This is a genomic window from Hymenobacter latericoloratus, assembly GCF_014199535.1.
In the GTDB taxonomy this organism is placed as follows: Bacteria; Bacteroidota; Bacteroidia; order Cytophagales; family Hymenobacteraceae; genus Hymenobacter; species Hymenobacter latericoloratus.
In genome coordinates this window covers 1027838-1045867 of sequence record NZ_JACHNV010000001.1, presented here as the reverse complement: position 1 = coordinate 1045867, position 18030 = coordinate 1027838, and the positions used below count along the sequence as shown (strand labels likewise).

At 59.5% G+C, this 18030-nt stretch carries 19 protein-coding genes; 9 read left to right on the top strand and 10 right to left on the bottom strand.

The window, feature by feature from the left end:
• Positions 1-69 precede the first annotated feature (69 nt).
• The 4 genes from GGU46_RS04620 to GGU46_RS04605 all read right to left on the bottom strand — a co-directional run bounded on the left by GGU46_RS04620 (position 70) and on the right by GGU46_RS04605 (position 3703).
• Positions 70-1245, bottom strand: coding sequence for a 1-deoxy-D-xylulose-5-phosphate reductoisomerase (locus GGU46_RS04620; protein WP_183402359.1), 1176 nt, complete (start codon positions 1243-1245; stop codon positions 70-72).
• 45 nt (positions 1246-1290) lie between these two features.
• The gene (locus GGU46_RS04615; RefSeq protein ID WP_183402358.1) at positions 1291-1740 is read right to left on the bottom strand and encodes a 3-oxoacyl-ACP synthase; all 450 of its coding nucleotides are present in this window, start codon (positions 1738-1740) and stop codon (positions 1291-1293) included.
• A 37-nt stretch (positions 1741-1777) separates the two neighbouring features.
• Positions 1778-2080, bottom strand: coding sequence for a hypothetical protein (locus GGU46_RS04610; protein WP_183402357.1), 303 nt, complete (start codon positions 2078-2080; stop codon positions 1778-1780).
• Between the two features lie 129 nt (positions 2081-2209).
• Positions 2210-3703, bottom strand: a complete 1494-nt coding sequence (locus GGU46_RS04605) for a GH3 auxin-responsive promoter family protein (protein ID WP_183402356.1) — start codon at positions 3701-3703, stop codon at positions 2210-2212.
• Between the two features lie 240 nt (positions 3704-3943).
• On the opposite strand from GGU46_RS04605, the gene GGU46_RS04600 reads away from it, so the two are divergent.
• Complete coding sequence (locus tag GGU46_RS04600) at positions 3944-4372, top strand: OsmC family peroxiredoxin (protein WP_183402355.1); 429 nt, start codon at positions 3944-3946, stop codon at positions 4370-4372.
• 43 nt (positions 4373-4415) lie between these two features.
• On the top strand, positions 4416-5003 hold the full coding sequence (locus tag GGU46_RS04595) for a hypothetical protein (RefSeq protein ID WP_183402354.1): 588 nt from the start codon (positions 4416-4418) through the stop codon (positions 5001-5003).
• A gap of 244 nt (positions 5004-5247) precedes the next feature.
• Here the strand turns inward: GGU46_RS04595 and dnaA are convergent, their stop codons facing one another.
• The 4 genes from dnaA to GGU46_RS04575 all read right to left on the bottom strand — a co-directional run bounded on the left by dnaA (position 5248) and on the right by GGU46_RS04575 (position 10151).
• Complete coding sequence (dnaA, locus tag GGU46_RS04590) at positions 5248-6747, bottom strand: chromosomal replication initiator protein DnaA (RefSeq protein WP_183402353.1); 1500 nt, start codon at positions 6745-6747, stop codon at positions 5248-5250.
• A 202-nt stretch (positions 6748-6949) separates the two neighbouring features.
• Complete coding sequence (locus tag GGU46_RS04585; RefSeq protein WP_183402352.1) at positions 6950-7879, bottom strand: bifunctional metallophosphatase/5'-nucleotidase; 930 nt, start codon at positions 7877-7879, stop codon at positions 6950-6952.
• 128 nt (positions 7880-8007) lie between these two features.
• Positions 8008-8772, bottom strand: coding sequence for a 5'-nucleotidase C-terminal domain-containing protein (locus tag GGU46_RS04580; RefSeq protein ID WP_183402351.1), 765 nt, complete (start codon positions 8770-8772; stop codon positions 8008-8010).
• Between the two features lie 137 nt (positions 8773-8909).
• Positions 8910-10151, bottom strand: coding sequence for a porin family protein (locus GGU46_RS04575; RefSeq protein WP_183402350.1), 1242 nt, complete (start codon positions 10149-10151; stop codon positions 8910-8912).
• 157 nt (positions 10152-10308) lie between these two features.
• Between GGU46_RS04575 and GGU46_RS04570 the strand changes: the two genes are divergently transcribed.
• The 5 genes from GGU46_RS04570 to GGU46_RS04550 all read left to right on the top strand — a co-directional run bounded on the left by GGU46_RS04570 (position 10309) and on the right by GGU46_RS04550 (position 16207).
• The gene (locus tag GGU46_RS04570; protein ID WP_183402349.1) at positions 10309-12087 is read left to right on the top strand and encodes a methylmalonyl-CoA mutase family protein; all 1779 of its coding nucleotides are present in this window, start codon (positions 10309-10311) and stop codon (positions 12085-12087) included.
• A 111-nt stretch (positions 12088-12198) separates the two neighbouring features.
• Positions 12199-14319: a methylmalonyl-CoA mutase gene (gene scpA / locus GGU46_RS04565; protein WP_183402348.1), complete on the top strand. Its 2121-nt coding sequence runs from the start codon at positions 12199-12201 to the stop codon at positions 14317-14319.
• A gap of 34 nt (positions 14320-14353) precedes the next feature.
• The gene (locus GGU46_RS04560) at positions 14354-15163 is read left to right on the top strand and encodes a hypothetical protein (protein WP_183402347.1); all 810 of its coding nucleotides are present in this window, start codon (positions 14354-14356) and stop codon (positions 15161-15163) included.
• Positions 15147-15734, top strand: a complete 588-nt coding sequence (locus GGU46_RS04555) for a 3'-5' exonuclease (RefSeq protein ID WP_183402346.1) — start codon at positions 15147-15149, stop codon at positions 15732-15734. Before GGU46_RS04560 ends, GGU46_RS04555 begins: the two co-directional genes overlap by 17 nt.
• Positions 15735-15766: 32 nt before the next feature.
• Positions 15767-16207: a hypothetical protein gene (locus GGU46_RS04550; RefSeq protein ID WP_183402345.1), complete on the top strand. Its 441-nt coding sequence runs from the start codon at positions 15767-15769 to the stop codon at positions 16205-16207.
• 94 nt (positions 16208-16301) lie between these two features.
• On the opposite strand, the gene GGU46_RS04545 is transcribed toward GGU46_RS04550, so the two are convergent.
• Together GGU46_RS04545 and GGU46_RS04540 are read right to left on the bottom strand one after the other, a co-directional pair.
• On the bottom strand, positions 16302-16466 hold the full coding sequence (locus tag GGU46_RS04545; protein WP_183402344.1) for a hypothetical protein: 165 nt from the start codon (positions 16464-16466) through the stop codon (positions 16302-16304).
• A gap of 87 nt (positions 16467-16553) precedes the next feature.
• Complete coding sequence (locus GGU46_RS04540) at positions 16554-16715, bottom strand: hypothetical protein (RefSeq protein ID WP_183402343.1); 162 nt, start codon at positions 16713-16715, stop codon at positions 16554-16556.
• 162 nt (positions 16716-16877) lie between these two features.
• On the opposite strand from GGU46_RS04540, the gene GGU46_RS04535 reads away from it, so the two are divergent.
• Together GGU46_RS04535 and GGU46_RS04530 are read left to right on the top strand one after the other, a co-directional pair.
• Positions 16878-17609 (top strand): metal-dependent hydrolase, encoded by a 732-nt coding sequence (locus GGU46_RS04535; protein WP_183402342.1) that lies wholly within the window; start codon positions 16878-16880, stop codon positions 17607-17609.
• A gap of 53 nt (positions 17610-17662) precedes the next feature.
• Positions 17663-17962: a hypothetical protein gene (locus tag GGU46_RS04530; RefSeq protein ID WP_183402341.1), complete on the top strand. Its 300-nt coding sequence runs from the start codon at positions 17663-17665 to the stop codon at positions 17960-17962.
• Positions 17963-18030: the final 68 nt, after the last annotated feature.

Genomic DNA, 18030 nt, shown 5'->3' with positions numbered 1-18030 from the left:
TTCCACCTCCTCACCCGGTATGACAAACAACGCACCGAACCCGAGGGTAGTGCCATTCCGGCCAGGGTGTCAGGCGCGGGCCCCGGTTAGCTCCTGGGCCACGCGGCGCGTTTCAAGGTCGGTTTGCACGTAGTCCTCCAGGCTAGGAGCGGCAAGGTACGAAACCCGCGCGAGGCTGGTTTCTACTACCTCCGACATTTCCAGGAACCCGATTTCGTCGCGCAGGAAGGCGGCCACGGCTACTTCGTTGGCGGCGTTCAGCACGCAGGGCGCATTGCCGCCGCGCCGCATGGCCTCGAACGCCAGGGCCAGGTTGCGGAAGGTGTCCGTATCGGGCTGCTCGAAGGTAAGCTGGGGGTAGTCGAGGAAGCGGAAGCGCGGGAACTGGCTGGGCAGGCGCTGGGGGTAACCCAGGGCGTACTGAATGGGCAGCTTCATATCGGGCAGGCCCAGCTGCGCCTTCAGGGAGCCATCCTCGAACTGCACCAGGGAGTGGATGATGCTTTGGGGGTGTACGATTACCTCAATCTGGTCGTCGCGCAGGCCAAACAGCCACTTGGCTTCAATCACCTCCAGGCCCTTGTTCATCAGGGAGGCCGAGTCGATGGTGATTTTGGCGCCCATATCCCAGTTGGGGTGCTTGAGGGCCTGGGCCTTCGTGACGAGGGCCAGCTGCTCGCGGGTGCGGCCCCGGAACGGCCCGCCCGAGGCCGTCAGGATAATCTTTTCGATGGGGTTCTGCTCCTCCCCTACCAGGCACTGAAAAATGGCCGAGTGCTCCGAATCGACGGGATAGAGCCCTACCCCATATTCCTTTACCAGGTCCGTAATCAGCTGCCCGGCCACCACCAGCGTTTCCTTGTTGGCCAGGGCAATGGTTTTGCCGGCCCGGATGGCGCGCACCGTGGGCAGCAGCCCGGCGTAGCCCACCATAGCCGTAAGCACCACGTCGGTATCGTCGCGGCCGGCTACGTCGGCCAGGGCGGCCGGGCCGGTGAGCACCTCGGTTTCGGACTGACCGGCCAGGGCGGCTTTTACGGTAGGGTATTTGGCTTCGTCGCCGATAACCACGGCGGCGGGCCGAAACTCGCGGGCCTGCTGAATCAACAACTCGGCATTGGACTGCGCCGAGAGGGCCGTGACGGTGAACTTGCCGGGGTGGGCGCGCATCACATCAAGGGCTTGGGTACCGATGGAACCGGTGGAGCCGAGCAGGGTAACGCGCTTGGGGGTAGGAAAGGACATGTACAAAAGTAGCGCGAAGCCGGACTTGCCCGCGCATTCTGTTTTCTAGACTATGCTTTCTATGCGAACTGGCTTGCCGTTGAACGCGGCCTGCTCCCCGGCCCGCTTGCCCGCCAGCGCCGCCGCCACGGGCGCCGCCGCCGATACGGCAAAGTAGTCTTGCCCCTCCGCGGTAAGCTTGCCGGCGCTGATGCTGATGTAGAACCGGCCCATGCTGGTGGCAACCAGGGCACCGGGCCGCACCGTGTCGCAGGGCAGCTCGGGGTTGATGCGCTGCACTTCGCCCTGTAGCTGCAGGGCCTGCTGGAGCTGCACGGCGTTTCGGTCCCGCTCGTTCTGGGCCATGGCCCGGCCGGTTTCGTACTTGTCGCCGGCGCTGCTTTTGGTTTCGGAGTTAGCCGATTCCTGGGCCGCTTGAATAGCCGCCTGGCAGGCCGCTATACGCTCCTGCACGTAGGCCAGGCATAGGGCGTGAAGTTGGGGTTTAAGACTCATCAAATGGTACCGGTCAGGAAGGTAAGCTTTCCGCCGCCTACCGCAGGCGGCGCTTCATAATGAACGAATAGAAGGGCAGGCCGCCGCCCCCTTCCACACTGTGCATGGCGGCCGCGCTATTGACGAGTTCATAGCCCTGGGCATTCAACTTTTCCACCTCAGCTAACACCGGGGCCAGATCGTAGCGCTTATCATTCTTTTCTTTTTGGTACTCCTTTTCCTCGCTGGGCTTGGAGCCGATGGTTACACTAACAAAGTTGCGTTTGCCGTACTGGTACACGCTCACTACCGCATACTCTTCCGTGCGGCCCTCCACTGGCTCCGGGGAAGTCGCACTCATAAAAGCTACCGAAGCGAATACGGCACAGAAGCCAGCCACAACCACAGACACTACTTTTTTCATGGGCTTGGTGAGTGAAATGAATAGGATACTATAAGATTTGGTCGGCGGCAACTTACCTCATTAAGATCAGCCCACCAACAACCCTTCCGCTACCCCCCTGTCGTTGCTTAACCGGGGTACTTTGTTTTGGCCGCCAAGCTTGCCCAGACTTTTCATGTAGCGCTGGAATGCCCCGGCCGGCAGCGGCGTGAGTTGCAGTGGGGCCAGGATGTTGCCGCGCAGCAGGTCATCGTAATACACATTACGGCGGCGCAGGCCGGCCTCGAGGGCGGCGGCAAAGGCGGCGGCATCGTGGGGCGGGTGGGCAAACTCAATGAGCCACTCGTGGCGGGAAGGCACGGCGGGGTCGTCGCTGACGCGGGGGGCTACTGTGAATTCTACTACCTCTACCTCGGGGTGCTGCTGCATGGCCTCGCGCAGGGTTTGCTCTACCTCCTCGCCAATCACATGCTCGCCGAAAGCCGATAGGAAATGCTTGATGCGGCCCGTCACGACGACGCGGAAGGGATATTTCTGGGTGAAGCGCACCGTGTCGCCGATGCTGTAGCCCCAGAGGCCGGCATTGGAGCTGAGCACCAGGGCGTAGTTCTTGTCCAGCTCCACCTCGGCCAGGGTCAGGCGGGGCGGATTTTTCTCGAAGAACCGCTCGGCCGGAATAAACTCAAAGTAGATGCCCGCGTTCAGCAGCAGCAGCATACCGGGGTTGCCGGGCTCGTCCTGGAAAGCCAGGAAGCCCTCAGAGGCTGGAAACAGCTCGATGCTGTCCACCGGGCGGCCAATGGTTTCGAACAGCTTTTTGCGGTAGGGCTCGAAGTTCACACCTCCGTACACAAACAAATCGAACCCCGGAAATACCTCCCCCACCGGCCGGCCCGTGCGCGCCACAATGCGGTCAAAGTACATCTGCACCCAGGGCGGAATCCCCGATATCAGGGACATGGGCTGGGGCAAGGTTTCGTCCACAATCCGGTCAAGCTTGGTTTCCCAATCCTCGATGATGTTGGTCTGGTAGCTGGGCAGCTGATTGCGACGCAGGTAGGCGGGCACATGGTGGTTGGCAATGCCCGAGAGGCGGCCCGTATGAATGCCGGCCACCGTTTCCAGCTCCGGGGAACCCGACAGGAAAATCAGCTTGCCATCCAGGAAACGACTTTTGCCGGTGGCGTGCACGTAGTGCAGCAGCGCGTCGCGGGCCCCGTTGATGTGGTTGGGAATGCTGTCCTTGGTAATCGGGATGTACTTGGCGCCGGAGGTGGTACCGCTGGTTTTGGCCAGGTACAGCGGCTTGCCCGGCCACAGCACATCCGGCTCCCCGGCCTTCACCCGGTTGAAGTAAGGGCTGAGCGCTTCGTAGTCGCGCGCGGGCACCTGCCAGGCAAAATCCTGGGCCGTCCGGATGCCGGCAAAGTGATGGTCGCGCCCGAAGGCCGTGCGCTGCCCCTGGGCCAACAGGGCCTGCAGCAGGCGCTGCTGGGTGCCGATGGGGTCTTGCTGCCACTGCCGATACTGCCGGGCAACGAAAGCGGCCAGCGGCCGGCTTAGGGTAGATTTCAGGCCCATGAACGTTGGAGGAGAAGGGTAGTAGAAGCGTGAATGGGTTTGCTTTTAACTAAAGAAGAACTCAAAGAGGGCAAGCACATCGGCCGACCCAAAGGGTTCGATGGTTTGCTTTTAACTAAAGAAGAACTCAAAGGTACTAGCTCCCGCAACACGGGTTTGCTACCCCCGAGCTTATCCTTGGCCGCTGGTTTTCGTAGGAAGCACACAAGTTTACTTCTTCACTCTTCATTCCCTCACCTCATGATCAACCAGCGTGGCAACGCCGAATGGAACGGCGATAGTAAAGGCAGCGGCACGATTACCACCCAGAGCGGCACGGTATCGGCCCCGTACTCGGTGGGCGCCCGCTTTGAGGGGCAGAAAGGCACCAACCCCGAAGAGCTGATTGGGGCGGCCCACGCCGGCTGCTACACCATGTTCCTGACCAGCATTCTGACCAAAGACGGCAAGCAGGTAAAGCACATCCGCACCGAGTCGAAGGTGACGCTGGATACCGCCGGCGAAGTGCCCAAAATCGTGAAAATCAGCCTGACTACTGAAGGGGAGGTGGAAGGCCTCTCCCAGGAAGAATTTCAGCAGTATGCCCAAACGGCCAAGAAAAACTGCCCCGTTTCGCAGGTGCTTAGTGCCGTGCCGGAAATGGAGCTGGCCTCGGCTACGCTGAAATAAACAGGCCTGCGTCCTTCTGTATTGCCGGGTTGGTTTTGCGGCGGTGCCTACCCCCTGCGGCGGGCGCAACTATAAAACCAACCCGGAAAAGCAACCAACGAAGGCTGAACTGCTTACTTTTGCCAGTCTCAGCGACTTCAACGCCCTTATGCACCCCAACTCTACCCGCATTCGTCTTCAGCCCGCCAACACCCAGCGCATTCCGTTTTTAGGTCAGCTTTTCCTGGGCTTGCTCTGGATTGGCTACACGGTGGCCCTCATCGTAACGGGCGAAGGCGCCAGCGACATGCACTTTCTGCACTACGTCTTCCTGGTGTTCAGTTTGATTTACCTGGGCTACGTGCTGGTTCACAACGCGCCGGTGTTCGGGACGCAGAGCTACCTGGAGTTTACGCCCGCCTACATTGTGCACAAAGACGGCCTGTTCCGGCCCAAGCAGGCCTTCCCGGCCGAGGGCATTGCCAGCCTTGAGCTGGTGCCGCAGCAGCTGCGCCTGCTGCTTAAGGAAGGCGGTACCTACGCCATGAGCCTGCGCCAGGTGAAGGGCGCCAAGCGTAAGCGCCTCATGCGCGAGCAGGTACGGGCCTTCGCCGCCAAGCACAACATCGACCTGCGCGACACGCAAGCGTAGGCCCACGGTCCGGTCCGACGCGCGGAGCCCGTCCGACCGGTTGATGTTCGCGTCATCCGCATTCGGCTGCCTACCCTTTGTAGTTGCCCGAACCTCTTCAGCCGGCAGTCAGCACGAAGCCAACCGGTCGGATGAGCTTCGCCTGTCGGACCGGAGCGGATAACAGGCCGCGTATCCCTACCCCTAACAAAAAGCCCAACCGTGAGTAACGGTTGGGCTTTTTGTTAGGGGTAGGAAACCCAGCTTACTTGCCGGCGAATTTCTTGCGCAGCTCGGCAATGGTGCCCCGAAAGGCTTTGTCGGAGTCAATCAGGTCCGACACCGTCTGGACGGAGTGAATGACGGTGCTATGGTCGCGGCCGCCGAAGTGGTGGCCGATGCTTTTCAGAGAGTGCGTAGTGTGCTCCTTGGCGAAGTACATGGCTACTTGCCGGGCCGTTACCACCTCTTTCTTGCGGGTTTTGGCCTTCAGCAAATCCAGGGGCACGCCAAAATATTCGGCGCAGGTTTTCTGGATGAAATCGAGGTTCACTTCGGCTTCTACCTCCTCAATGATGTGGCGGAGCGCCTGCTTGGCCATTTCCAGGTCAATCTCGCGGCGGTTGAGGCTGCTCTGGGCCACCAGCGAAATCAGTACGCCTTCCAACTCCCGCACGTTGGTATTCACCGAGTGGGCCAGGTACTCCACTACCTGCGGCGGGATGTCGATGCCATCCTGCTGCATCTTGTTCTGGATGATGGCCATGCGCGTCTCAAAGTCGGGGCTTTGCAGGTCGGCGGTCAGGCCCCATTTGAAGCGGGAAAGCAAACGGTCTTCCAGGCCCACCAGGTCGCGGGGCGGCCTGTCCGAGGTCATCACAATCTGCTTGCCCGCCTGGTGCAGGTGGTTGAAGATGTGGAAGAACATCTCCTGGGTTTTGTCCTTGCCCGACAGAAACTGCACGTCGTCCAGAATCAGAATGTCCACCAGCAGGTAGAAATTGGCGAAGTCCTGCACTTGGTTGGAGCGCAGGCTTTCGATAAACTGATTCGTGAATTTCTCCGCCGACACGTACAGCACGAACTTATCGGTGTTCGTGGCCTTGATGTGGTTGCCAATGGCCTGCACCAGGTGGGTTTTGCCCAGCCCTACCCCCCCGTACACCATCAAGGGGTTGAAGGAGGTAGTACCGGGCTTGTTGGCCACGGCCAAACCCGCCGAGCGGGCCAGGCGGTTACAGTCGCCCTCAATGTAGTTCTCGAAGGTGTAGGTAGTATTCAGCTGCGACTTCAGGTAGTCGCGCTCAATGGTTTTGCTGGCCTCGAAGGGGTTGCGCAGGGTAGGCGGGGCTGGGGCGGGCGCCACCGAGGCGGCGGCCGTATTGCGGGCCGAGCCCGTCAGGGCGCTGGCCGCCAGGGAGGTAGCCGCGTGCGTAACAACGGCGGCCGGGCCGGCGGCTTTGCGGGTGGTGGGCAGGTTGAGCGTACGCGGCTTCTGCTGGGCATTGCCCTGGTCCACCACAATGCTATACTCCAGCCGGCCCTCGGGGCCCAGCTCCTGGTGGATGGCGCGCTTGAGCTCCTCCACGTAGTGCTCTTCCAGAAACTCGTAGAAATAGGTGCTGGGCACCTGAATCAACAACACGTTATTGTGGAGCTGCACCGGCACAATGGGTTGAAACCACGTCCGGAAGCTCTGCTCACCAATCGTTGCCTTGATGACGCGAAGACAGTTGGCCCATACGGTTCGACAATCCTTCAGCATCAATCAGATAGGGCAAAAGCAACAGGTGTGCAGGTGGGGAGAGTAACAGGCTGGCAACCGGCCAAAAATGGCCCTTTTTTTTCTAGGGGGAGACAAAAATGTGGAAAAGTCAGGAGACAAAAAAACGCCCCAAACCCTTGCTTATTATGCCTTTTTACCACAGGAGCGGCGCCACTGTACTACCGAAGCCGTTCCCTGGTAACTACGCGGCTTGTACGGGAACAACGGCGGTAGCGGCTACCACCGGCTGGCGCGCGCCCCGCTCAAAAGAGTAATCGAGGCGGCCCAGGTTGATGCCCGACCAGCCCACCTGGTTCACCAGGGTGGTGCGGCCGTTGGGGCTGGCAATGGGCTCGGGCTTCTCAAGGAAGGTATGGGTGTGCCCGCCCAGAATCAGGTCGATGCCGCTGACCTGGGCGGCCAGTTTCCGGTCGTCTATTTTGGCGCTTTCGTACTTGTAGCCCAGGTGAGAGAGGCAGATGACCATGTCGCACTTCTCGGGGCCGCGCAGCTTGGCTACCATGTTTTTGGCCGTAGCCACGGGGTCGAGGTACTGGGTGGCACCAAAGTTTTTGTCGCCGACCAGGCCCGACAGCTCAATGCCCAGCCCGAACACGCCCACCCGGATGCCTTGCTTCTCGAACACCTTATACGGCTGAAACTTGCCGGCCAGGATGGTTTGGGAGAAGTCGTAGTTGGCAATCAGGAAGGGGAAGGTGGCGTGGGGCAGCTGTTTCTGCAGGCCCTCCAGGCCATTGTCGAAGTCGTGGTTGCCCAGGGTGCTGGCGTCGTAGGCCATCTGGCTCATCAGCTTGTACTCCAGCTCGCCCTGGAAGAAGTTGAAGTAGGGCGTGCCCTGCCAGATGTCGCCGGAATCCAGCAGCAGCACATTCGGCTCCTGCTTCCGGATTTGCTCAATGAGGGCCGCCCGCTTGGCCATGCCGCCCATGCCGGCCCATTGGGTAGCATTGTCGGGGAAGGGCTCGATGCGGGAGTGCATGTCGTTGGTATGCAGAATGGTGAGGCGGGTAGCCTTTTTATCGGCGGCGGTGGCGGGCAGCGCCGAAACGCCCAGCAGGCCCAGAGTAGCGGCCCCCAGGCCGGTATGCTTCAGAAATTCGCGACGGTCCATGGTGGAAGAGTAGCTGAGGAATTGAATAAGGGAGTAAGAAGGGTAGCGCAGTGGCGGAGTAACGGAATAGATGTGGTGTGGCAGCACTTCTCGCGCCAACCGCGCAGCTATGCCATTACTCTTTCTGCTCAGTTACTCATCCGCACGCGGCCTTCTACTTTGGCCTCAATGGGCTTGCCCTGCTGGGCCAGCTCGCGGATGTAGTCCACGATGGCGGAGCGCAGCAGCACGCCGGTACCGCGCGGCTTCAGGGCCTTAAAGAACGTGAGGTTGTCGCCGCCCCCGGCCAGGTAATCGGAAATGGCGATGGTGTAGGTGCGGGAAGCATCAAGAGGCTGCCCCCCAATGCGCACCTCCTGGGGCTTGCCTTCGGCCGAAACCACGTACGTAGCCCCCGAAACCGGCATTTTAACGCGGGCGGCGTAGTCGAAAAGCTGCTGCACCACGGCGCCGGGGGCATCCAGCACTACCAGCTCGTTCTCGAAGGGCATGAGCTCAAACACCGAGCCCACGGTAACGGCGCCGGCCGGGATGGGAGCCCGCAGGCCGCCGTTGGTCATCACGCCCAGGTCCATGGGCTGCTTCAGCTCCCGGCTGGCCCGCACCCGCTGAATATCGGCCACGAAGTTGGACAGCGGCGACTCGCCGCCGCCTTTGGTAATAGCTACCGGGGCCTGCCCGATGACGGCCGTCATCTGCTCGGTTACGCGCTGGCGGTAGGGGGCAATGGTGGCGGCGGCTTGGGGGTCCTCGGGAGCGGATTTGCCGACGGGCTGGGCCGTAACGGGGGCCAGCTGAGCCTTGGGCACGTAGGCACCGCGCTGGCAGGCGGGGGCCAGGGCTACGGCCGTCAGCAGACTTAAGGCCGCCAAGCGGGAACGAAGAAGTTGCATGGGGTCAGAGGAAAGAAAAACGAAGGGCAAAGGTAAGGCCACACGACGGGAGTTGAGGTGATGAGGCTGCTTCCCCCTGAAAGAAGAAGCCGGGAACAGAAGGCCGGTCTTCTGCTCCCGGCTCCTGGTTGGCGGGCTTACTTGGTCAGGTCGTAGCTCAGCAGCAGGTAAACCCGGTTGACGCGGCTGCCCAGAGCTGTTGCATCAAGAAATCCGTCGGAGCGCTCGTAGCGCAGATCCACGGCCAGATTGCGGCCGGCGGCCCGGGCCGTTGTCAGGCCGGCGCCTACCATAATGCCCTGCTCCAGGTCGCGTGGGTTGTTGGCGAATAGCCACGGGTTCCAGCCGTAAGATCCTTGAACCTCAGCGGTATTTGTCAGGAAAAGGCCGAATGCATAGCCAGCATATACAACCGGCCGGACAGCTCCTTTCGGGTACGTATAGCGTATTGTTATGGGCAACCGGATACTTTCCAGCGTTACGCGGTAGTTGCGCATGGTGCCGGTGCTCAACCGGGTTTCGGCCCGGTAGGACTGCTTTTCATACAGCGCTTCGACCCGCGCCGAAAGGGTGCGACTCGCGCCGGTCGGGTAAAGATTTGCGGCCAGGCCCACTACCGGCTGAACCGAGCTGGTACCTTTGGCCTGCAGATCGGGGTAGTCATCTAAAACAAGCTGGCTTCTCTCGGCCCCCAGCACTAGGCCTAACCGCACATGATTTTTACGGCTTGCAGCTGCCGGCGCGACTGACACCCCACCAACGCACTCGTTATAAGCGCGCACAATGCGGATGAGTCCAGCCTGGTCGTACCGGACGGTAGTAATAGCAGGCTGTACCGCCGGACACTGCTGGGTAGCAGCGGCCAGGACACGTCGAAACTCATCCGACTTTTGCCAATACGTGACTCCATTCCGCACTACCTCCTGAGTTGTCTGAATCAGCTCTTGCAGAGGCCGGCCCGGCGTGCGCAGGTAATAATGGTCTTTGCTGCGCTCATCGCGCAGGTAGAGCAGACTGGCTGGGCCTTGCACAATTACTTCAAGAAAAGAAGCACGCGGAAAAGCTTCTTCTTTCAGGTCCGGCAATCCTTCGCGCCGAACTGAGTCGCTGAGCAGCACGGTTTCCGTCTGGTACACCCGGTCGTCGGTGAAGCCATAGCCGCGCAGCTGCTGGGGGCGGTATTCGGTAACAGGAGCTGATTTGGCAGTCCGGAAGCGGCTGAGGCGGGCATTGCGCTGGGCTCCGCGCGAGTCCACTTCGCCCTTCAGGGTGTCGCCGGCCAGTGTTACCACGTAGCCGGGCCGGAAATTGGTTTGAGCTTGCGCGAAAGCAGCCCCAAGCAGGAGAGCTCCGAGGAGTACAGGTTGTTTCAGGTACACAACAATCAAATAGAAAACGCGGATGGGAAGCATCCTAAAAAAGCGCACAAAGGTATAGGGTTGAGCTACCCGCTTCCAAGGTGGCATTATGAGCCCGAACCGGTATCTTTAAGCCCGCCTCTCGGGGCCATTTTTCTCCCACCCCACCCGCCGCATTATGGCCGATTCGCCGCGCCCCGCGCCTGTTTCGTTTTCTGAGTTTGACGCCGTTACTACTCCGCAGTGGCAGGAGCGCATTGCCCGCGACCTGAAGGGCAAAGACCCCGCCGCCCTGACCTGGCAGACGCCCGACGGGTTTGCGGTGCAGCCCTTCTACCATCAGGAAGCCCTGCAGCAGCTGGGCGGCTCCCCTACCCCCCAGGTCCGGCCCGAGGCCCACTGGCGCAATGTGCCCACGTACTCGGTACCCGCCCTGGAGCGCGGCCGCGCAACCGTGGAACGGGCCGCCGACGCCCTGACCCGTGGGGCCGATGGCGCCCACTTCGTGCTGGGCCACGCCGAGGGCTTCGATGTAGAGCAGCTACACCAGCGCCTACCCCTCGCCGACACGTACGTGGGCTACACCGTGCGCAGCGGCGCGGGCCGCCTGATGCAGCGCCTGGCCGCGCTGGACGTTTCGCCCCGGGGCTTCCTGGTGGCCGACCCAGTTACCCGCCACGCCCCCGACCTGAAGGCGCAGCTGGATGAGGTGCGTACCGCTATCCGCCTGAGCGAAAACTGGCCCGGGTTCCGGGCGCTGGGGCTGGATGTAGCCTATTATGGTAACCGCGGCGCTACGGCTACCCAGCAAATTGCCTTTGCCTTGTCCACGGCGGCCGCCTACCTCAGCGAGCTGCCTGCCACCCATCTTTCCGTGGAAACAGTAGCCGCGGCCATGCACCTGCACGTAGCCGTGGGCCCAAACTACTTTTTTGAAATAGCCAAGCTGCGGGCCCTGCGCCGCCTGTGGGCTACCCTGCTGCACGCCTACGGCCTACCCCCCGAAGCAACTCAAAGCCTCACCATTTTCGCCAGCACCGCCACCTGGAGCCAGACTACCCTCGACCCGCACACCAACCTGCTGCGCACCACCACCGAGGCCATGAGCGCCGTAATGGGTGGGGCCGATGCCGTGAGCGTGGGCGCTTTTGACTGCCTGTTTCACGCCCCCAACGAGTTTGCCGAGCGCCTGGCCCGCAACCTGCCGGTGCTGCTGCGCGAGGAAGCCTACCTCGATAGAGTGCAGGACCCGGCCGCCGGCTCTTACTACCTCGAAACCCTCACCGACCAGCTGGCCCGCGAGGCCTGGGCGCTGTTCCAGAAGATAGAAGCGGCCGGTGGCCTGCCCGCCGCTACGGGGCTGGTTATGCAGGAGCTGCACGCCTCGGCCCAGGCGCAGTTCCGGCGCATTGCCAACGGCGAGCAGGTAGTAGTCGGCACCAACAAGTTTCAGAACCCCAACGAGAAGTTCGACTACAACCCCAAGCGCCTGCTGCGCAGCCGGGAGTTCGACAGCACCCGGGCCACCTACCCCACCGAGGTACTGCGGCTGGCTACGGCCCTGCACTTCGAGCGGCGGGAGAAAAAGAAGAAGCGCGCCGCCATGGTGCTGCTGGGCGCCCACACCAACCAGATTATTCTGGAGTCGTTTCTGCAAACCCTGCCGGAAACGGAACGGCTGGAGCTACGCGCCGCCCACCCGGAGGGCACATTGTCGGTGCTGTTTTCCTCGGCCGAGGAAGCTACGCTGATGTACGCTACCCCCGAGCAGTTCGGCCGCCTCTCCCGCGCTATCAGCCACGTCCCCATCGACGAGCCCAACTTCATCCCCCCCGCCCTGCTCACCGCCGACCTGGCCACCATGCAGGAAGCCGTGCACGTGTTCGGCTTCAAGGAATTCACCGTGCAGGGATATTCTACTGAAGACGTACTGGCCCGCCTGCAGGGGAAAAAATGAGTTGTCAGTGGTGAGTTGTCCGTTGCCAGTTCTTTTTTAAGATGGTCTGGCAACCAATAACCCACTACTCCTACCTGACTGACAACTGGCAACTCACAACTATTAACTGAAATGAAGCCCGACTTCTCAACTATAGCCTACGACGCGGCTCAGCTGCCCGCGCCGCCCGCTGACGCTACCGAAACTTCCACGCCCGAAGGCATTGCGCTGAAGCAGTTTTACACCGCGCAGGACGTGCAGCACCTCGGCCACCTCGGTTTTGGGGCGGGGCAGGCGCCCTACCTGCGCGGGCCCTACAGCACCATGTACATCCAGAATCCCTGGACCATCCGGCAGTACGCGGGCTTCTCAACCGCCGAGGAAAGTAACGCTTTCTACCGTCGCAACCTGGCGGGCGGACAGAAGGGCCTCTCGGTGGCGTTTGACCTGGCTACCCACCGGGGCTACGACTCCGACCACCCGCGCGTGGTAGGCGACGTGGGCAAGGCCGGCGTGGCTATTGATTCGGTGGAGGACATGAAGCTCTTGTTCGATGAGATTCCGCTGGATCAGATGTCGGTGTCGATGACCATGAATGGGGCGGTGCTGCCCATTATGGCCTTCTACATTGTGGCGGCCGAGGAGCAGGGCGTAACGCCCGAGAAGCTGGCGGGCACCATTCAGAATGATATTCTGAAGGAGTTCATGGTGCGCAATACGTACATCTACCCGCCCCTGCCGAGCATGCGCATCATTGCGGATATTTTCAGCTTCACGGCGCAGCATATGCCCAAGTTCAACTCCATCAGCATCTCGGGCTACCACATGCAGGAAGCCGGGGCTACTGCGGATCTGGAGCTGGCCTACACCCTGGCCGATGGGCTGGAGTACGTGCGGGCCGGTTTGGCGGCGGGTATGAAGATTGACGACTTTGCTCCGCGCCTGTCGTTCTTCTGGGCTATTGGCATGAACCACTTTATGGAAATTGCTAAGATGCGGGCCGGCCGCCTGCTCTGGGCCAAGCTTATCAAGCAGTTCGAGCCCCAAAACCCCAAGAGCCTGGCCCTACGCACGCACTGCCAGACCTCGGGCTACTCGCTCACGGAGCAAGACCCCTTCAACAACGTGGCCCGTACCTGCATCGAGGCTATGGCCGCGGCCCTGGGCGGCACCCAGAGCCTGCACACCAACGCCCTCGACGAAGCCATAGCCCTGCCCACCGACTTCTCGGCCCGCATTGCCCGCAACACTCAGCTCTATATTCAGCACGAAACGGACATTACCCGCGTGGTGGACCCCTGGGGCGGCTCCTACTACGTGGAAACCCTTACCCACGAGCTGGCCGATAAAGCCTGGGCCCTGATTCAGGAAGTAGAGGGGCTGGGCGGCATGGCCAAGGCCATTGAAACCGGCCTGCCCAAAATGCGCATCGAGGAAGCCGCCGCCCGCAAGCAGGCCCGCATCGACTCGGGCAAGGAAATCGTGGTAGGCGTGAACAAGTACCGCGTAGACGAGGCCACCGATATTGAGGTGCTCGACATCGACAACGCCGCCGTGCGCGAGTCGCAGATTGCGCGCCTGAACCAGATTAAAGCCACCCGCGACAGCGCCGCCGTGCAGCAGACCCTGGAGGCCCTGACAGAAGCTGCCCGCACCGGCAACGACAATCTGCTAGCCCTGGCCGTGCAGGCCGCCCGCCTGCGTGCTACCCTCGGCGAGATTTCCGATGCCCTAGAGAAAGTGTACGGCCGCCACCAGGCTACCATTCGGGCTATTTCGGGCGTGTATTCTCAGGAAATGAACTACGACGAGCAGTTTGCCAAGGCCCGCCAGATGGCCGACGAATTTGCCACCCGCGAAGGCCGCCGGCCCCGCATGATGGTGGCCAAAATGGGCCAGGACGGCCACGACCGGGGCTCCAAAGTAATTGCTACCTCCTTCGCCGACGTAGGCTTCGACGTGGACATTGCGCCCCTGTTCCAGACGCCCGCCGAGGTAGCCCGCCAGGCCGCCGAGAACGACGTTCACGTAGTGGGCGTGAGCAGCCTCGCCGCCGGCCACAAAACCCTGATTCCGCAGCTCATTGCGGAGCTCCGGCAGCTCGGCCGCGAAGACATCCTCGTTATTGCCGGCGGCGTCATTCCCGCCCAAGACTACGACTTCCTCTACAACGCCGGCGTTGTCGGCGTGTATGGCCCCGGGACTGTTATTGCCGTAGCAGCGCAGGAGATTTTGGAGAAGTTAGAAGCCTGACACAAACACTTTACACATAATTATTAAAAATTTCATGAAATCTAAAATTCTTTCATCTAGAAATGTTTTAATATTATTAACAACAATAATAATTATACTAATATCAGAGTTATACAAATCAAATTACCCAAAAGGAGGTTGGGTTCCCGCTATAAATTTATTCAACAATATCTCCGTAGCGGTATTAACGGGTCTACTTGTCGGTTTGTATTTTGACTTAGTATCCAGAAAAGAAGTATACGACGATATGCTAAATAATTTTAACATATCAAAAGAGGTCATTAGAGCTGGGCTAATTAATTATTTCCCAAGTTTTAGTGATTTCGATTTTCGAGGAACTCTAGCAAAATCAAACCAAATTGATATGTACTTAACATATGGACAGACTTTATTTAATAGCCACAATGACACTTTGATGAATTTAGCACGTCAAAAGGGTAAAAATATTAATATTTATCTTGCTCACGAAGACAATATATTCATTCCTCCCCTTGAACAACATTGGGGAAATCAAAACTCACAAGTAAGCATAAAATCCAAAATAGTAGAAACTAAAAACATGCTTACTGGAGCATTTAATGATTTAAAATCAAAAAAATTATTAAAAGCAAAAATAAGAATTGTATTTGTCAAACGACACCCTGTGTTTTATTCTTTTTATAGGTTCGATAACGAACTATTATTAGTCCCATCTAAAATTTCTCATATAAAATCCATAAAGCCTTTCGCTTTTCTTTTCAGGAAAACTGACGACAACAACTCCGTTTACAATAAATGCATGGAGGAACTAAGCAGTGTAACAAGTGATCCAAACTTTTTTGAAGAATATGTTTTCAAACCTTAAAAAATTCTCGCAACAGCCTATTTGCTTTATAGATTTTGAGACAACAGGAATTGACATATTCAACGACGAACCAATACAAATTGGCGCTATCTTAGTTGACAACAATGGGATAAAACGCTGTGAATTTAGCTCATTAATAAGATTAGAGAATAATGTTATTGATTTATCAGCTAAAGAAGTTCATGGAATAGATTACAAATTATTAACCAATAGCCCGAGTCAGAAAGAAGTAACACAGGATTTTTTCAATAAAATAGGTCACGATTTTATTTTTGGAGCCTGGAATATAGGATTCGATGTTCCTTTTTTTAAAAAAATGTGTCTTAATACAGGAATGAATAGTGAATATAACAAAATAAATTATAGACATATTGACGTTCAATCTATATCTAAATTAGCTGTCACTCTTGGACTTATACATCCAGACATCAAATCACTAACTGATTGTGCAACTTATTTCAATATAAAAAGATCTAACTACCATAATGCACTGGAAGATGCTAGCTTGTGTTTCAATGTATACAAGAATCTTTTAAATGCTTTTGAGCTACACAAAGACAAAGAGTTATAAAATCAAAATTTTACGTTTCTTATCCTTGACTCATGCGCATTGACGAAATAGACCAGGAAGACGCGGATATTGATTGGTTTGCTACGGATAGCAACGGCTATATCCTGCACGTGGCTTCCGGCGGCGGGATACTGCCCGAATCGGTGGCGGCTTCGCAGGAGGTGCTGCTGGAGCTGCACCAGTATTTCCTGACGCTGCCGGAAACCGATTCGGCGGTGGCGGCGGGGGTAGCCGAGGGCACGGAGGAGGGCAGCTACCAAGGCTTTGCGCGCTACGCCCGGCGCGGGCTGTTCTCCTTCGCCAAAACCCGCCTGCACGAACGCGCCGATACGCGCTACTACGTGGTGGCCCGGCCCCTGCAACCCCTCACGGTAAACCAGCTGCCCAAGCACATAGCTACCCTGCTGCGCCGGACCCAGGTGCCGGGCCCCGTGGCGGGGCAGGCTACCCTCGATGTAGCTACCATACTCTAACAAAGAGGCCCGCTTCCGGCGGGCCTTTTTGTTGGCAGTAGTGCAGCCGGGTGAGCTTGCCTGAGCCGGGCAGTATCTCCGGTTCCGGTGGTTGCTAGTGCTGTTGCCGCAGCCACTGGGCGGCTTCCGTTTCGGTTTCGCAGAACTGGTAGGCCAGGAATTTCTTGTACGATTCGGACATCACCGATTTGGAAGCCAGGCGGGCGAATACGTCCAGGGGCAGGAGCACGGCGGCGTAGCGGTACGGGCCTTCGCCCACGGCGCGGGGTAGCCACTCCTCTACCACCCAGGTGCGCTCGGCCTCCGTGAAAGGCGTCAGCTCGCGCTGGTCGGCCAGCAGCTTGCTTTATTGGCGCAGCCGGAATAGCCGGTCAAGGTGGCGGAGCACGGCCCGGAAGTCCTCGGGCTTACGAACGCCTTTGTGCCACTTCACCACGGCAAACCCCTCGGGGCTCTCCGTGATGCGGGCCGCGGCATTTTTAAAGTAAACAGGCGAAACCAACGACATAGGAAGGAAAGCAGGGGTAGGGTGGTAGTTAAATATAGGCGGAAGAACCCAAGCTTCCGAAGATAACCAGCCCCTGGCGCGTGCCGCGGGGGTAGTGAGCGGCCTGCGGGATAATCGTACTTTCGGGCCGCCCTCCTACCCTACCCCCTACCCCCTGCCCCCATGTCAACTACCCGCCTGCAGCTGCTGGGCCACGCCAGCTTCCGCATCACCAGCCCCGAGGGCCACGTCCTGCTCCTCGACCCGTGGCTGACGGGCAACCCCTACGTGCCCGAACACCTGCGCCAGCCCGAGCGCGCCGACCTGGTACTGCTCACCCACGGCCACGACGACCACCTGGATGCCGAGCTGCCGGCCCTGCTGACCCGCACCGGAGCCCGGGTGGTAGCGCCCGCGCCGGTGCGGTTTTACCTGCGGGAGCAGGGCGTGCCGGCTGCCCAGTGCGAGGCCATGAACGTAGGCGGCAGCGTAGAGGTGCTGCAGCTGCGCCTGACCATGACGGTGGCCCACCACGCCGCCCACGTTGATTTGTCCGATGGCCGCACCGGCTTTCCGCACGAGGGCGTGGGCTACGTGCTGCGGTTTTCCGATGGCACCGTGCTCTACGCCGCCGGCGACACGGCCCTGTTCGGCGACATGACCCTGCTGGCTGACCTGTACCAGCCCACCGTAGCCCTCCTACCCATCGGCGACCGGTACACGATGGGTCCGCGCGAAGCCGCCCACGCGGCCCGGCTACTGCGGGTGCCGCACGTGGTGCCGTTTCACTACGGCACCTTTCCGTCGTTGGTGGGCACGCCCGCGCAGCTGCTGGCCGCCTTAGCCACTGGCAGCCCGGCCACGGTGCACGCCCTGGCCCCCGGCGATACGCTGGACCTCGGCCCGCTGCGGTAAAGTCGGCGCTGCGGGCTGGGCTTGCGTATAGGGGTAGGAAAACCCCAGCCTCTATGGAACCAGAAAACTTTTCAACCGGCCCGGCGGGCGTATTCGCCCAGATTGAGCACAAAGGCCAGCACCTCACGGTGGTAAAGCTGCAGGAAGCCTACGCCGACGACCCCGCTACCCTGCTCCACCAGCTCACGGCCGCCCTGGGCCTCTCGCCGGCCGCCCTGCTGCTGGTGTTGCCCTCCGAAGGCAAACCGTTGCTGGGCGAAGGTCCGGCCGAAGACCTGTACAACGATTTTCTATCCACCAACACCGCCGCCGTGGTGGAGCAAACCTGGCAGCCCCTGGAAAAGCGCGGGTAGGCAGGCAGCGGCACCGGTATAATAGAATGTCATTCCGAGCGGAGCCGAGGAATCTTGCGTGCTGACGT

Bases quoted from the DNA above. Each gene is read 5' to 3' on its own strand.
- GGU46_RS04620 (WP_183402359.1), bottom strand. From the start codon at position 1,245: ATGTCCTTTCCTACCCCCAAGCGCGTTACCCTGCTCGGCTCCACCGGT.
- GGU46_RS04615 (WP_183402358.1), bottom strand. From the start codon at position 1,740: ATGAGTCTTAAACCCCAACTTCACGCCCTATGCCTGGCCTACGTGCAG.
- GGU46_RS04610 (WP_183402357.1), bottom strand. From the start codon at position 2,080: ATGAGTGCGACTTCCCCGGAGCCAGTGGAGGGCCGCACGGAAGAGTAT.
- GGU46_RS04605 (WP_183402356.1), bottom strand. From the start codon at position 3,703: ATGGGCCTGAAATCTACCCTAAGCCGGCCGCTGGCCGCTTTCGTTGCC.
- GGU46_RS04600 (WP_183402355.1), top strand. From the start codon at position 3,944: ATGATCAACCAGCGTGGCAACGCCGAATGGAACGGCGATAGTAAAGGC.
- dnaA (WP_183402353.1), bottom strand. From the start codon at position 6,747: ATGCTGAAGGATTGTCGAACCGTATGGGCCAACTGTCTTCGCGTCATC.
- GGU46_RS04585 (WP_183402352.1), bottom strand. From the start codon at position 7,879: ATGGACCGTCGCGAATTTCTGAAGCATACCGGCCTGGGGGCCGCTACT.
- GGU46_RS04580 (WP_183402351.1), bottom strand. From the start codon at position 8,772: ATGCAACTTCTTCGTTCCCGCTTGGCGGCCTTAAGTCTGCTGACGGCC.
- GGU46_RS04570 (WP_183402349.1), top strand. From the start codon at position 10,309: ATGGCCGATTCGCCGCGCCCCGCGCCTGTTTCGTTTTCTGAGTTTGAC.
- scpA (WP_183402348.1), top strand. From the start codon at position 12,199: ATGAAGCCCGACTTCTCAACTATAGCCTACGACGCGGCTCAGCTGCCC.
- GGU46_RS04560 (WP_183402347.1), top strand. From the start codon at position 14,354: ATGAAATCTAAAATTCTTTCATCTAGAAATGTTTTAATATTATTAACA.
- GGU46_RS04555 (WP_183402346.1), top strand. From the start codon at position 15,147: ATGTTTTCAAACCTTAAAAAATTCTCGCAACAGCCTATTTGCTTTATA.
- GGU46_RS04550 (WP_183402345.1), top strand. From the start codon at position 15,767: ATGCGCATTGACGAAATAGACCAGGAAGACGCGGATATTGATTGGTTT.
- GGU46_RS04540 (WP_183402343.1), bottom strand. From the start codon at position 16,715: ATGTCGTTGGTTTCGCCTGTTTACTTTAAAAATGCCGCGGCCCGCATC.
- GGU46_RS04535 (WP_183402342.1), top strand. From the start codon at position 16,878: ATGTCAACTACCCGCCTGCAGCTGCTGGGCCACGCCAGCTTCCGCATC.
- GGU46_RS04530 (WP_183402341.1), top strand. From the start codon at position 17,663: ATGGAACCAGAAAACTTTTCAACCGGCCCGGCGGGCGTATTCGCCCAG.